Origin of the sequence: Archangium gephyra (assembly GCF_049060025.1) — a bacterium.
GTDB classification, from domain to species: domain Bacteria; phylum Myxococcota; class Myxococcia; order Myxococcales; family Myxococcaceae; genus Archangium; species Archangium gephyra_A.
On the sequence record NZ_JBMEQQ010000002.1, the window covers coordinates 9,541,841 to 9,553,917 of the forward strand.

At 69.4% G+C, this 12,077-nt stretch carries 13 protein-coding genes and 1 pseudogene; 7 read left to right on the forward strand and 7 right to left on the reverse strand.

Translation table 11 applies throughout. The features are described 5' to 3' along the window. The first annotated feature begins 92 nt into the window (after positions 1–92). Together ACN28I_RS41690 and ACN28I_RS41695 are read left to right on the forward strand one after the other, a co-directional pair. On the forward strand, positions 93–887 hold the full coding sequence (locus ACN28I_RS41690) for a class I SAM-dependent methyltransferase (RefSeq protein ID WP_420947443.1): 795 nt from the start codon (positions 93–95) through the stop codon (positions 885–887). After that, complete coding sequence (locus ACN28I_RS41695) at positions 884–1,639, forward strand: Type 1 glutamine amidotransferase-like domain-containing protein (protein WP_420947444.1); 756 nt, start codon at positions 884–886, stop codon at positions 1,637–1,639. Before ACN28I_RS41690 ends, ACN28I_RS41695 begins: the two co-directional genes overlap by 4 nt. Before the next feature lie 63 nt (positions 1,640–1,702). Here ACN28I_RS41695 and ACN28I_RS41700 read toward each other — a convergent pair whose 3' ends face one another. The 3 genes and pseudogenes from ACN28I_RS41700 to ACN28I_RS41710 form a co-directional block, all read right to left on the reverse strand. Then, positions 1,703–2,101, reverse strand: a complete 399-nt coding sequence (locus tag ACN28I_RS41700) for a PEP-utilizing enzyme (RefSeq protein WP_420947445.1) — start codon at positions 2,099–2,101, stop codon at positions 1,703–1,705. Between the two features lie 1,291 nt (positions 2,102–3,392). Further along, a pseudogene (locus ACN28I_RS41705) lies at positions 3,393–4,124 on the reverse strand (PEP/pyruvate-binding domain-containing protein); the annotation flags it as partial. Further along, complete coding sequence (locus tag ACN28I_RS41710) at positions 4,121–5,569, reverse strand: MDR family MFS transporter (protein WP_420947446.1); 1,449 nt, start codon at positions 5,567–5,569, stop codon at positions 4,121–4,123. The pseudogene ACN28I_RS41705 and the gene ACN28I_RS41710, both read right to left, overlap by 4 nt. 568 nt (positions 5,570–6,137) lie before the next feature. Here ACN28I_RS41710 and ACN28I_RS41715 point away from each other — a divergent pair. Continuing rightward, complete coding sequence (locus ACN28I_RS41715) at positions 6,138–7,271, forward strand: proline dehydrogenase family protein (protein ID WP_420947447.1); 1,134 nt, start codon at positions 6,138–6,140, stop codon at positions 7,269–7,271. Between the two features lie 118 nt (positions 7,272–7,389). Further along, on the forward strand, positions 7,390–8,256 hold the full coding sequence (ygiD, locus tag ACN28I_RS41720) for a 4,5-DOPA dioxygenase extradiol (RefSeq protein WP_420947448.1): 867 nt from the start codon (positions 7,390–7,392) through the stop codon (positions 8,254–8,256). An 18-nt stretch (positions 8,257–8,274) separates the two neighbouring features. Here the strand turns inward: ygiD and ACN28I_RS41725 are convergent, their stop codons facing one another. Then, positions 8,275–8,445, reverse strand: a complete 171-nt coding sequence (locus ACN28I_RS41725) for a hypothetical protein (protein ID WP_420947449.1) — start codon at positions 8,443–8,445, stop codon at positions 8,275–8,277. Further along, positions 8,433–8,723 carry a hypothetical protein gene (locus tag ACN28I_RS41730; RefSeq protein ID WP_420947450.1) on the reverse strand — a complete coding sequence of 97 codons (291 nt, stop codon included), beginning with the start codon at positions 8,721–8,723 and terminating at the stop codon, positions 8,433–8,435. Before ACN28I_RS41730 ends, ACN28I_RS41725 begins: the two co-directional genes overlap by 13 nt. 104 nt (positions 8,724–8,827) lie before the next feature. Here ACN28I_RS41730 and ACN28I_RS41735 point away from each other — a divergent pair, with 104 nt between their 5' ends. From ACN28I_RS41735 to ACN28I_RS41745, 3 genes are all read left to right on the forward strand, one after another. After that, positions 8,828–8,977: a hypothetical protein gene (locus tag ACN28I_RS41735; RefSeq protein ID WP_420947451.1), complete on the forward strand. Its 150-nt coding sequence runs from the start codon at positions 8,828–8,830 to the stop codon at positions 8,975–8,977. A gap of 81 nt (positions 8,978–9,058) precedes the next feature. Further along, positions 9,059–9,634, forward strand: a complete 576-nt coding sequence (locus tag ACN28I_RS41740; RefSeq protein ID WP_420947452.1) for a pyridoxamine 5'-phosphate oxidase family protein — start codon at positions 9,059–9,061, stop codon at positions 9,632–9,634. Between the two features lie 119 nt (positions 9,635–9,753). Beyond that, positions 9,754–11,010 (forward strand): cytochrome P450, encoded by a 1,257-nt coding sequence (locus tag ACN28I_RS41745; RefSeq protein ID WP_420947453.1) that lies wholly within the window; start codon positions 9,754–9,756, stop codon positions 11,008–11,010. 27 nt (positions 11,011–11,037) lie between these two features. Here ACN28I_RS41745 and ACN28I_RS41750 read toward each other — a convergent pair whose 3' ends face one another. Then, entirely contained in the window at positions 11,038–11,466 is a 429-nt protein-coding gene (locus ACN28I_RS41750; RefSeq protein WP_420947454.1) for a hypothetical protein, read from the reverse strand. A 140-nt stretch (positions 11,467–11,606) separates the two neighbouring features. Further along, positions 11,607–12,062 (reverse strand): hypothetical protein, encoded by a 456-nt coding sequence (locus ACN28I_RS41755; RefSeq protein ID WP_420947455.1) that lies wholly within the window; start codon positions 12,060–12,062, stop codon positions 11,607–11,609. Positions 12,063–12,077: the final 15 nt, after the last annotated feature.

Genomic DNA, 12,077 nt, shown 5'->3' on the forward strand with positions numbered 1-12,077 from the left:
GGCGGGCGGCTGGCCGCATGGCCCACGGCCGTGCTTGCTTTTCAGCCCGGGGCGCCGAGGATGCGCGCAGCCGCGAGCGCGGCATCCCGTCCATGCAACGACTCTCCGACTGGTACGATCATCCCGAGTATTACGAAGCCATCTTCGGCACGGACACCGAGCGGGAGATGGACTTCCTGCTGGAGGTGGGCCGCCGCTACGGCACGGGAGGCAAGCGGCTGCTGGAGCCCGCGTGCGGTGCGGGGCGGCTGGTGGCCGAGGCCGCGAGCCGGGGCCAGCAGGTGGTGGGCTACGACATCTCCGAGAAGATGCTGGCCCACGCGCGCCAGCGCCTCACCCCGGCCGAGCGGCGGCGGGTGCGCCTCTATCCCTCGCGCATGGAGACGTTCCACCGGCCGGAGCTGGAGGGGCAGGTGGACCTGGCCTTCAACCTGGTGTCCACGTTCCGCTACCTCGACAGCGAGGCGGCGGCGCTCGCGCACCTGGAGGCGACGCGGCGGCTGCTGAAACCCGAGGGCCTGTACGTGCTCGGCTTCCACCTCACCGACTACGGCCGGCGCAAGCCGGAGCACGAGCGGTGGGTGGAGAAGCTCGGCAAGGACACCGTGGTGTGCAACACCCACGAGGGGCTGCCGGAGCGCCGCCTGCGACGCTCGGAGATGCGCAACCGGCTGCGGATCACAGGGCCGGGGAAGGACCTGCTCATCGAGACGCACTGGTACTTCCGCACGTATGACCTGGCGCAGGCGCGGCGCCTGTTCCGCCGGGCGGGACTGCGGGTGCTGGAGGTCTTCGACTTCGACTACCAGGTGGACGTGCCGCGCAAGCGGGGGGAGATCCGGCTCGACAGCATCTTCGTCCTGCAGCCCGCGAAGAGCGCCGCATGAAGTCGCCGCTCAAGCCCCTCTTCCTGCTCGCGGACAGCTCCCTGCTGTTCTGGCGCAGTGGGGACAAGCCCTTCCTGGACTGTCTTCGCGTGCTGACGGGGGCGGGCCTCGCGGTGCCACCCATCCAGGCGGCCTACCTGGGTGCTTCCAACGGCGACGTGCCCGCCTTCTACGAGCTCTTCACCGCCGCGATGGAGCTGGCCGGCATCTCCCATTGCCGGATGATTCCCTCCCGGCCCTCGGACGAGGACCGCGCGTGGCTCGCGGAGGCGCACGTCATCCTGCTGGCGGGAGGAGACCCGCTGTTGGGCTGGGAGCGCTTCCGGGAGAACGGCCTGGAGCCCGTGTTGCGGCAGCGCTACCTGGACGGCGCGGTCCTCATGGGCATCTCCGCGGGGGCGATGCAGCTCGGGGAGCAGGCCTGGAGTGAATCCGGTTCTGGTTCCGGCTCCGGCGGAGCGGCGCTGTTCCCGGTGCTCGGACTGGCCCCGTTCATCGTGGGAGCGCACGAGCAGCCGGAGTGGACGGGTCTGAAGCAAGCCGTGCGGGAAGCCGGCCCTGGCGTGCGAGGCATTGGCATTCCCGCGGGGGGAGGGGCGCTGCTGCACCCGGACCAGAGCCTGGAGCCCGTGCGCCACCCGCTGGTCGAGCTCCGCTATGAGCAGGGCACGTTGCGCGAGACCCTGCTCTCCCCACCACGGGAGCCCTACCGGGGAGAGGTGAGGCTGCGGCCTTCCACGCTGCTTCAATGACAGGCGCGAGACCCGCCTGCGCCCTTCCAAGACCTGGGCCTCGCGCCTGGGCGAGCCGGGCACCTACCCCAACCGGCGCAGCTCGCCGGTGTTGCCGTCCAGCCGCACCGTGTCACCCGTCTTGAAGCGTTTCGTGGCGCCCGGCAGGTTCACCACCGCCGGCAGTCCATACTCCCGCGCCACCACCGCCCCGTGCGAGAGCGGGCTGCCAATCTCCGTGGCCAACCCCGCCGCCCGGCAGAAGTACGGCGCCCAGCCCACGTCCGTGTACGGCACGATGAGGATCTCCCCCTCCCGCATTTCCACCGCTTCCTCGGGCGTCCGCGCCACCCGGGCCAACCCCACCACCATGCCGCGGCTCACCGGGGTCCCGTGCATCACCGACGCGGTGTCTCCCTCCTCGCCCGCGGGCGCGAGGGGCACGGGCTTGCCCTTCATGACGCGCGGGAACTCCAGCGCCATCTGCTGAGGATGCAGCCTGCGCCGGTGCAGCGCGCGGCGGACCAGTGCCCGCTCCTCGCCGTGCACCAACCGGCCCAGCTCCTCGTGGGTGACGAAGAACACCAGGTCCTCGTCTGGCAGCCGCCCCAGCTTCACCAACTGCCGGGCGAGCTTCCAGGTAGCCGTACCGGAGTTGCCGGGTGCACCGGACGCTCAGGGATTTGGAGCGCTCGCGGAGCACCACGGCCTCCCGGGCCCTGGGCAACAGCCAGCCGAGGAACCCGCGTGCCGCGGGGGACAGCCGCGCGAACACCTCCTGGGTTCTGTCCTCCTTGCGCGCCGCCGGGGCCGTCCGCGGCACGCTCGCCGCGCGCTGGAGGTTGAGCACCAGCGGCCGCGGATCCTCCTGCCAGTCCGGCGTGTGCAGCTCCATCTCGCGGATGCAGCGGTGCCCATGGTCGCGCAGGAAGTCAGCGAACGCGGTGCGGATGGGCCCGGGCGCGCCCTCGCGCAGCCAGGCCAGCGCCTCGTCCTGCCCCAGGGCGACGAACCGCGCCGACGCCTCGGCGTCCGCCCAGAGCGCCGCCATCACCTTGTCCATCGCCTCGGCCATTCCCAGGGAGCTCGTCGCCACGTGGGCGTTGGTGGCCCCCGCGCTCGAATGAGCCAGCAGCGCCGCCGCGTCCGCGTTGTGTTGCGCCTCGGGCCGCTTCCCGCCGCTGAGCGTCCGGAGGACGAGGGAGAGCAGCGCGCTGGAGAACGTCGAGGTGTGGATGTGCACCGCGAAGGCCTCGCGGACGACATCCACCGTCTCATAGAGCCGTTGGTACGCGGTGGCCATGTCCTGGCCGGGTACCCAGCGGAAGCCGGCCGTCTGGCGCGTGAAGGTGTCCAGCCGCTCGCGAGCCTGGAACAGCAGCCGGAAGTACCGCACGGTATTCAAGAGCCGCCGGTGCAGCGGCGCGTTCGGTCCCAGCTCCACCTCCGGCAGCACGCACCCGGCGAGCGCGTAGTCCATGTCCTCCTTGCTCGCCCCCAGCACCTGCGTGCCCAGGAAGTACATGGTGTTCATGTTGATGAACTGGTGGCCGTAGAAGTTGAACACCAGCGGCCTCCCCTCCAGCTCCGCGGGCGGTACGCCGCAGCGGACGTACATATCGCTCATGATCGAATTGAGCCGCCGCCCCAACACGCTCACGGTCAGCGGCGTTGCCGCCCCGGGCATCACCTCGCTGACGTTGTAGGTGGTGAGGACGCAGTCCGGGGAGGGCGCCGGAGAGTCCAGTTCGTTGAGATCCGGCGCATCCAGGGTGGTGATCGGCCGGGCCTGGAGCCAGTACAGCGTGCCATCCGAGGCGATGGCCCACTCCATGTCCACCGGGTGCCCGAGCTTCGCCTCGGCCGTGAGCGCGCCGGAGAGCAGGGCCTGGAGCATGGCCGCGTCGATGGCGGGGACCTCTCCCCGCGCCTGGGATTCCAGCACCTTCCCGTCGCGCGAGAGGACGAACTGGTCCGCGGCGCTCTGGCCGGAGACGAGCGCCTCGCCCAGGCCGGGAACGGCGTTCACCACCACCCGGTCCCTGGCGCCGCTGACAGGATCCACGGTGAAGAGCACGCCGGCGGCGCGGGCGTCCACCATGCGCTGCACCACCACGGACATGCGGGCCTCACCGGCGGCGCTCAACCCGTCGCGGTAGGCGTCCGCCCGGACGCCGTGCGCGGACCGCAGGCAGCGGTCCACCGCCTCGCGCAGGGCCTGGGTGCCCCGCACGTCCAACACCGTCTCGTACTGGCCCGCGAAGGACGTCTCCGCGCCGTCCTCCCCTCGCGCCGACGAGCGCACCGCCAGGGCGGTATCGCCCAGCTTCGCGCACGCCTCCTCCAGGCCCTCGGGCAACTGCCCCGGCGTGGCCCCGACGATGACGTAGCCCTCCGGTACTCTCAGCCCCATCCGGATGAGCTTCGCCAGGCCGGAGGCCTTTCCGCCCACCTCGTCGCCCTCGCTCCGCTCCAGTGGAATCAACCTCGGTCCCTGCGTACTCATGCTTGTCCTTCTCCTGAAACGACGTTGTGCTCCTCCGGCTCCTCGTTGGTGCGCCGCAGCGGGAGATCCTGGAGGAAGAAGCTCATGAAGGTGGCGGTGGCGAGGACGCCGGTGGCCACCAGGAAGACGTGCGCCACCGCGGGCGCGATGCCCTCCTCGAGGCGCCGTGCCATCAGCGCGCCGAAGAGCGCCACGCCCAGGGTGCCCGACAGGTTGCGCGCGAACGACGGCAGGGACACGCTCACCCCCAGGTGGCGGTGCTCCACCGCATTCTGCGCCGCCAGCGACAGCGTGGGCAGCGTCAGCCCGTACCCGAAGCCGACGAGCGCCAGCGCCGCCATGAGGTACGAGGGGGCCGTCGAGGGGCTCAACCGGGAGAGCGCGAACATGCCCGCCGTCGACAGCGCCAGCCCACAGACGGAGAGCCAGCGGTACACGCCGGTGCGTGACACCAGCTGCCCGCCGATGATGCTTCCCACCACGAGCACCAGCATCATCGGCATCATCACCATCCCGGTGGCCGAGGCGCTCGAGTGCAGCACGCCCTGCATGAACAGCGGGATGAAGATGCCGCCCACGTACAGCGCCGGCCCCGAGATGAACGCCGTGGCGATGCAGAGGGCGAAGACGGGCCGGCGGAAGAGCGCGAGCGGCACGATGGGCTCGCTGGCCCGGCGCTCGACGAGCACGAAGAGCCCCAGCATCAGCGCCCCCAGCAGCAGCGGGAGCAGCCGGACGGACGGCACGGCCTGCTCCGCGCTCCCCTCGCGGGCCGGGACCGCCAGCATCAGCGGCACGATGACTCCGATCAGGGTCAGCGCCCCCAGCCAGTCCAGGGAGCGGCCGCGGTGGCGCGCCATGCCGGGCAGCCTGGCGAGCACTCCGATCGCGATGAGCCCCAGCGGCAGGTTGATGAGGAAGATGCCGCGCCAGCTCCAGTGGTCAGCCACCACGCCGCCCAGGATGGGGCCCACCAGGCTCGCCAGCGCGAAGACGCCGCTGAGCAGGCCCGTGTAGCGGCCGCGCTCGGACGGGGGGAACAGGTCTCCCACGAGTGCCGCGGCGCTGGCGGAGATGCACCCGCCGCCCAGGCCCTGGAGCCCGCGCGCGAGCACCAGCACCTCCATGCTGCGCGCCACCCCTCCCAGGGCGGAGGCGGCGAGGAACAGGGAGATGCCCGCCAGCATCATCACCTTGCGCCCCAGCACATCCCCCAGCTTGCCCCCGATGGGGACGGCGATGGTGTACGCGAGCATGTAGGCGGTGAAGACCCAGGAGTACAGGTGGAGTCCGGACAGGTCCGCCACGATGCGGGGGAGCGCCGTCCCGACGATGGTCTGGTCCATCGCCGAGAGGAACAGCGTGAGCATGATGGCGGAGAGAATGGCCTTGCGGCCCTGCGGAGCAGGCGGGGCACTGGGAGACGGCGCGAGGGGCGTGAGCATGGTCTGGGGTGCGCGGTGACTGAAAACCCATGGGCGGGCGGCGGAGGCGCTGCCGCCCGGTGAAGAAGAGGTGCGTGGTGCCGTCCGGAAGCGGGTGCTTCACCCGGCGCCCCTGATTCGTCTGGAGGAACTCGACGATCGCCGGGTGCACCGGTATGTACACGGGTGTTTACATACAAGACCCGCAGGCTCATGGCCAGAGGTGGCCACGGATGTGCCCAGGGAATTGCCCGGTGACGTGGCTCTCCCGCACTGCGTGTGCGGCCGTCCGCATGAGCGCCTCCCCCGGCCGCGTGGGCAGTGACAGGTGCTTCGGAATGGCGCGCACTGCGTTGGGTGCCGTCAGGTACACCGACACCCGGCGCCTGCCTCTACACCAGGCACAGGTGAAGACATCCATCTCGGTGGGTGCCCCCCTTGATGCTGGCCCCCAAAACCTGTAGCCCGGCACTCGATGTCTGCACTTGTCCCCGCCCCCTCTTCGTCTCTCGGCCACCCGGTGGAGCCCTCCCCCCTGGCATCGTTCGACAACACGGCCATTGCCTTCGCCACCAGGAGCGATTGGCAGATGCGCAAAGCACACCTGCTCTTCTCCTCATTGCGCCACCCCTGGCTGGTGCGAGCGGGCATTCCCCTCTGCGCCTGGCTCGTGCGCCTGGGCCTGCCCGGCGTCCGGCTCGCCGTGAAGCACACCGTCTTCGAGCAGTTCTGCGGCGGCGAGAGCATCCAGGAGTGCGAGGCCGCCGTCGAAGCGCTGGGACGCGTGGGCGTCCAATCGATTCTCGACTACAGCGTGGAGGGGGAGAAGTCCGAGGCCAGCTTCGACGCCACCACGCGCGAGACGCTCGCCACCATCGAATGGGCGGCGAGCCACCCCCACATCCCTTTCAGCGTCTTCAAGGTGACGGGCCTGGCGCGCTTCGGGCTGCTGGAGAAGCTGGGCGCGGGTGAGGCACTGAGCGCGGACGAGCAGGCCGAGTGGAGCCGGGTGCGTGAGCGCGTGCTGCGCATCTGCCAGCGAGCCCACGCACTCGGGGTGCGCATCTTCCTCGATGGCGAGGAGACGTGGATCCAGGACGTCATCGACGGGCTGGGCGAGGAGATGATGATCCGCTTCAACCGGGAGCGGGCGCTCGTCTACAACACCTACCAGATGTACCGGACGGCAAGCCCGCACAACCTGCGCGCGGCGCTGGAGCGGGCGAGGACCCAGGGGTACTTCCTCGGGGCCAAGCTGGTGCGCGGCGCGTACATGGAGAAGGAGCGGCTGCGCGCGAAGGAGCGGGGCTACCCGGATCCCATCCAGCCGGACAAGGCCGCCACGGATGCCGCCTACGACAGCGCGCTGCGGTTGTGCCTGGACCACCTGGAGCGGATGGGGCTGTGCGCCGGCACGCACAACGAGGAGAGCTGCCTGTTGCTGGTGCGGGAACTCGCCCAGCGGGGCATTGCCCCGAACGATCCGCGTGTCTTCTTCAGCCAGCTCTATGGGATGAGCGACAACATCTCGTTCAACCTGGCGAGGGCGGGCTACAACGTGGCCAAGTACCTGCCCTACGGCCCGGTGCGCGCCGTGTTGCCGTACCTCATCCGCCGCGCACAGGAGAACAGCGCCATCGCTGGCCAGGGAGGACGCGAGGTCCGGCTCATCCGCGGCGAGCTGCAACGGCGCAAGCAGGCCCGGGCATTGCCTGGGCGGTAACCCTGCGTTCAGCTCGCCTCGCCATTGGAGGACGAGGCGGCGCAATGCTTGACGGTGCGCCACGGGCGTGCGCAGCGTACGTTCCCGGGGTTGGACAGCGTTCGGGAGGAGAGAGCAGATGGCAGAGCAGACGAAGATGCCGGCGGCGTTCTTCGGCCACGGCAGCCCGATGAACACCCTCGAGCACAACCGGTACACCGAGGCCTGGCGGATCTTCGGTACCTCCGTCCCGCGGCCCCGCGCCATCCTCATGGTGTCCGCGCACTGGTACATCAACGGGACGGCCGTCACGGCGATGCCGAAGCCCAGGACCATCCACGACTTCTACGGCTTCCCCCAGGCACTCTTCGACGTGCAGTACCCGGCCCCTGGCCTGCCCGAGCTCGCCGAGGAGGTGGCCGAGGTGGTCAAGCCCATGTGGGTGGGCGCGGACGTCGACAGCTGGGGGCTGGACCACGGCACCTGGTCCGTGCTGGCGCATGCCTTCCCAGATGCGGACATCCCCGTGGTGCAGCTGTCCCTCAATGCGCTCAAGCCCTTCGACTTCCACTTCGAGCTGGGGGCGAAGCTGGCGCCCCTGCGCGAGCGTGGCGTGATGGTGCTCGCCAGCGGCAACGTGGTGCACAACCTGCGCGCCCTGGACTGGCGTGCGCCGGACGCCGCCTTCAACTGGAACCAGCGCTTCGACGAGCGCGCCCGTGAGGTGATGACCGGGCGTCCCGCGGACGTCCTCTCGCTGGTGGATCACCCCGACTTCCGCGCCGCCGCACCCTCGCCGGACCACTTCCTCCCGCTCCTCTACCTCGCGGGCCTCGCTTCCGCCGAGGGCAGGTCCACCGACGTCCTCATCGATGGCTACACCTTCGGCTCGCTGTCCATGACGAGCTTCACCATCGACGCCCCGTGTCCGGGCGCACGGAAGAATGCGGCGGGAAGCGCGGCGGCCGAGCCGGACGCGGCGCCTCCGGACAGCGCGAACGTGTGAGCGCCGGCACGGGCGGATTCAGCGCACCCGCCGGAAGCCGATGCCGGTGCCCAGCTTCTGCACGGAGCCGAGCGTCTCGAACCAGCGGGCATTGCGCAGGGGCCCGGCGTCGATGGTGTCGAAGCCCAGCTCTCCTGCAAGGCCGATGAGAGCGAGGTCGGTATTTCCGCGTCCTGCTAGATGGAGCACACGTCCTGGCAGGACCAGTTGTTGACGCAGCAGATCTGCCCATCCGCGCAGGTGATGTCGCCACAGATGATGGGTTCCAACGACCCGGGCCGACAGGCGGAGTTGATGCAGAGCTCGCCGCCGATGCAATCGGCGTTGCTGCGGCAGTACTTCAGCTCCTGCTCCATCGAAGCCGGCTCCTGCTCCGCCGCGGAGTCGTCCACACCGCCACATCCCGTCAGCACACCAATCCCCAGGGCCGCGAAAACCATCAGTCCACGCAACTTGTTCTTGCTCATCTCGATTGTCCTTGAAGGAGGAAGGAAGGAGATGTCAAACCTAGCACTCCAGGTTCTGCGGGAACAGCGTATAGGCGGAGTGTAACCGTTCACCAACTCAGGCAGTGAGCGCGAGCCGAGGCTTCGCCTGGGACTACGACGTGCTTGCCGACGGTACCAAGGCGCGCCGGTCCGGCTTCCACGAGTACGTCGACACCGAGGCGATGTTCCTGCGCATCTCCGACGACTTCCGGCGGCGCCGGGTCATCCCCTGAAGTCTGGCGGGGCGGACGACGCGGCTGTTAGCATGCCCCCACCGCCGCACGGCACCTGCGCGCGGCAGGAGGAGCGCCGTCGTGGCCAGGCAGTTCCCGTACCTCGAGCCCTCCCACCGTGAGTTCATCCAGCGCCAGCGGCTGTTCTTCACTGCTTCCGCCGCGCCCACGGGGCATGTGAATCTCTCGCCCAAGGGGCTCGACGCGCTCCGCGTCCTCAGTGAGAAGGCCGTCGTCTATCTCGACCTCACCGGCAGTGGGAACGAGACGGCGGCCCACGCCCTGGCGGACGGGCGGCTGACCCTCATGTTCTGCGCCTTCGAGGGGCCGCCCCTGATTCTGCGCCTCTATGGACGCAGCCGCATCCTGCGTCGCGGCGGCCCCGAGTACACCCGGCTGCTGGCCTCGGACTTCGGCGGCGTGGAGCCCCTGGGCGCCCGGCAGATGGTGCAGCTCGACATCGAGCTCGTGCAGACCTCCTGCGGCTATGGCGTCCCGCTCTTCGCGTACACCGGTGAGCGCCCCACGCTCATCAAGTGGGCCGAAGCCAAGGGCCCGGAGGGGCTGAAGACGTACCGGCGCCAGAAGAACACGCGCAGCCTCGACGGACTGCCCACCGGCTTTTCCGAGGACGAGGACACCGGCCCCTCCGCCTGACCACAGGGTCGAGTGTCGAGCCGAATTGGATTGTGTTTGGAATGGAGCAGGAGTGAGCGGGAGCTGGGGCGGCTGGCTCTGATGCCTTCGAAGTGCGCAGGCGATATCATCGCCCGTCAATGCCCGCCCACACCGCCCCTGCCATGGATGACGTCACCGCCCACTTCAACCCGATGGCCCCCGACCAGCTCGACAATCCGTATCCGCTCTATGCGCGGCTGCGGCGGGAGCGGCCCGTCTTCTACAGTCCCATGTTCGACCTGTGGGTCGTCACCCGTTACGCGGACATCTCCGAGGTGGAGCGGGATACCGCGCGCTTCTCCTCGGTGGGGGCGCTCGATGCCCGGGCCGAGCCGCACCCCGAGGTGCGCGCCGTTCTCGCGCAAGGGTATTCTCAATTCCTCTCACTCGTCCAGAGCGACCTTCCGGACCACACCCGCGTCCGGGCCGTGTTTGGCAAGGCCTTGAGCGCCCAGCGCATCGCGGCGATGGAGCCCACCATCCGTGCGACGGCGGATGCGCTCATCGACGGCTTCCTCCGCGATGGCAAGGCGGACCTCATCCAACAGTTCGCCTACGCGCTGCCGGGCTTCATCATCTGCGACCTGCTCGGCGTGCCGCGCTCCGACATGGAGCAGCTCAAGCGCTGGTCCGATGACAAGACGCTGCTGATGTCGGCCACCGCGCCCCTCGAGCAGCAGGTCCAGAGCGCGCACGGCTTCATCGCGATGGAGCGCTACTTCCGGGAGCAGCTCCACGAGCGGCGGCGCCACCCGCGCGAGGATCTGCTGACGCTGCTCGTGCCGCAGTCGTTGGGCGGCACCGCGCCCCTGAGCGAGCAGGAGGCGGTGTGCAACGCCATGGACCTGTTCGCCGCCGGCCACGAGACGACGACGGGCCTCATCGGCAATGGCATGTGGCTGCTGTTCAAGGCTCCGGAGCAATTGGAGGCCGTGCGGGAGGACCTCGGCCTCCTGCCCAACGCCCTCGAGGAGGTGCTGCGCGTGGAGTCACCCATCCGCGGCTTCTTCCGGACGGTGATGGCCGATACCGCGCTGAGTGGGGTCACCGTCCCGAAGGGCTCGCGGGCGTTCATCCTGTACGCGTCCGGCAACCGCGACGAGACGCAGTTCACCGAGCCGGACCGCTTCGACATCCGCCGCGCCGAGGCGAAGAAGCACCTGGCGTTCGGCAAGGGCATCCACTTCTGCGTCGGCGCCCCGCTGGCGAAGCTGGAAGGGCGGATCGCCTTCGAGCAGTTGCTGCGGCGGTTGCCCGGCCTGCGGTTGCGGACGGACGAGGCCCCGGTGTTCCGGCCCTACTTCATGCTGCGCGGTTTCGAGCACCTGCCCATCGCCTGGGACGTGCCCGCGTAGGCCCGGAGACGGTGTCCGAAGACGCTGCTACCCCTCGTCTCCGGCGTAGTACGCCTCCTGGGAGGCCGCGTACGCGTCGACGGAGAAGCCATCGAGCTCCCCGGACACCTCATTCGTGAGGAGCCGCCTCGCCGCGGCTTCCGCCTCGTCGGAACCGAGCTCCCGGAGATACCTCTTCGTCCTCTCCAATCCCGCGCCACACAGGAGTTGGAGGTCGATCGATGCGTCCGCATCCATGCTGGAGGTCTTCGCCCGCCAGATTCTCGGCACGTCCTCGAGCAGCCCGGCCCGGAACAGCAGAAAGCAGCACAGCCGCATGACCTGCGTGTCTCCGCCGCCCTGCGCCTGGCGCTCCCGCTGCGTCTCGGCGTCCAGGACAGCGCGAATCTCCTCAAGCTGCCCGGGAGCGGGACTCGTGCCGAACCGGCGGAGGCATCCCTCTTCTGTCAGGCGCATTCTTCTCTCCCTGCTATGAAATCAAGGCGATCGACTCCGTGGGCGGCTGAGGTCCGAGACTTCCCGCGTCAGGCAGAAAAGAAAAAGGGGTGCACGCCCGTGAGCGTGCACCCCTTGGAGCGAAGCGGAGGCGGGTTCTATCAGACGCCGCGGAGCAGGTTGGCGACCTTGAACGCCGCGAACTGGCCCAGGTTGTACTTGTCGCCCTGCGCGGCAGGAGACTGGTCGCCCTTGCGCGAGCTCATCAGGCCCTTGACCAGGTCCAGGACGCCGCCGGTGCTGTTGGCCTGCGAGCCCAGGCCGATGGCGGCGCCGAGACCCGTCTTGCTCAGGAGCGAGCCGGCCTTGCCCAGCAGGCCGCCACCGAGGTTGCCGACGAGGCCGCCGATGATGCCCTTGAGGCCGCCACCGTTGAGCACGCCGTCCGCGATGCCGACGATCTTCCGGGCGCCCGCGATGAAGGGACCAACGCCCGGGATGAACGAGGCGATCTGGCCCAGGGGACCATTGAGGATCTTGCTCGCGAAGCCGACCGCCTTCTTGGCGAAGTCACCGATCTTGCTGAACGCCTTGCCGATACCCTTGATGAAGCCCATGGCTTGCTCTCTTTT

Coding starts and splice junctions, on each gene's coding strand:
- ACN28I_RS41750 (WP_420947454.1), bottom strand. CDS start 11,466: ATGCGCCTGACAGAAGAGGGATGCCTCCGCCGGTTCGGCACGAGTCCC.
- ACN28I_RS41710 (WP_420947446.1), bottom strand. CDS start 5,569: ATGCTCACGCCCCTCGCGCCGTCTCCCAGTGCCCCGCCTGCTCCGCAG.
- ACN28I_RS41715 (WP_420947447.1), top strand. CDS start 6,138: ATGCGCAAAGCACACCTGCTCTTCTCCTCATTGCGCCACCCCTGGCTG.
- ACN28I_RS41700 (WP_420947445.1), bottom strand. CDS start 2,101: ATGGCGCTGGAGTTCCCGCGCGTCATGAAGGGCAAGCCCGTGCCCCTC.
- ACN28I_RS41695 (WP_420947444.1), top strand. CDS start 884: ATGAAGTCGCCGCTCAAGCCCCTCTTCCTGCTCGCGGACAGCTCCCTG.
- ACN28I_RS41690 (WP_420947443.1), top strand. CDS start 93: ATGCAACGACTCTCCGACTGGTACGATCATCCCGAGTATTACGAAGCC.
- ACN28I_RS41745 (WP_420947453.1), top strand. CDS start 9,754: ATGCCCGCCCACACCGCCCCTGCCATGGATGACGTCACCGCCCACTTC.
- ACN28I_RS41730 (WP_420947450.1), bottom strand. CDS start 8,723: ATGAGCAAGAACAAGTTGCGTGGACTGATGGTTTTCGCGGCCCTGGGG.
- ACN28I_RS41755 (WP_420947455.1), bottom strand. CDS start 12,062: ATGGGCTTCATCAAGGGTATCGGCAAGGCGTTCAGCAAGATCGGTGAC.
- ygiD (WP_420947448.1), top strand. CDS start 7,390: ATGGCAGAGCAGACGAAGATGCCGGCGGCGTTCTTCGGCCACGGCAGC.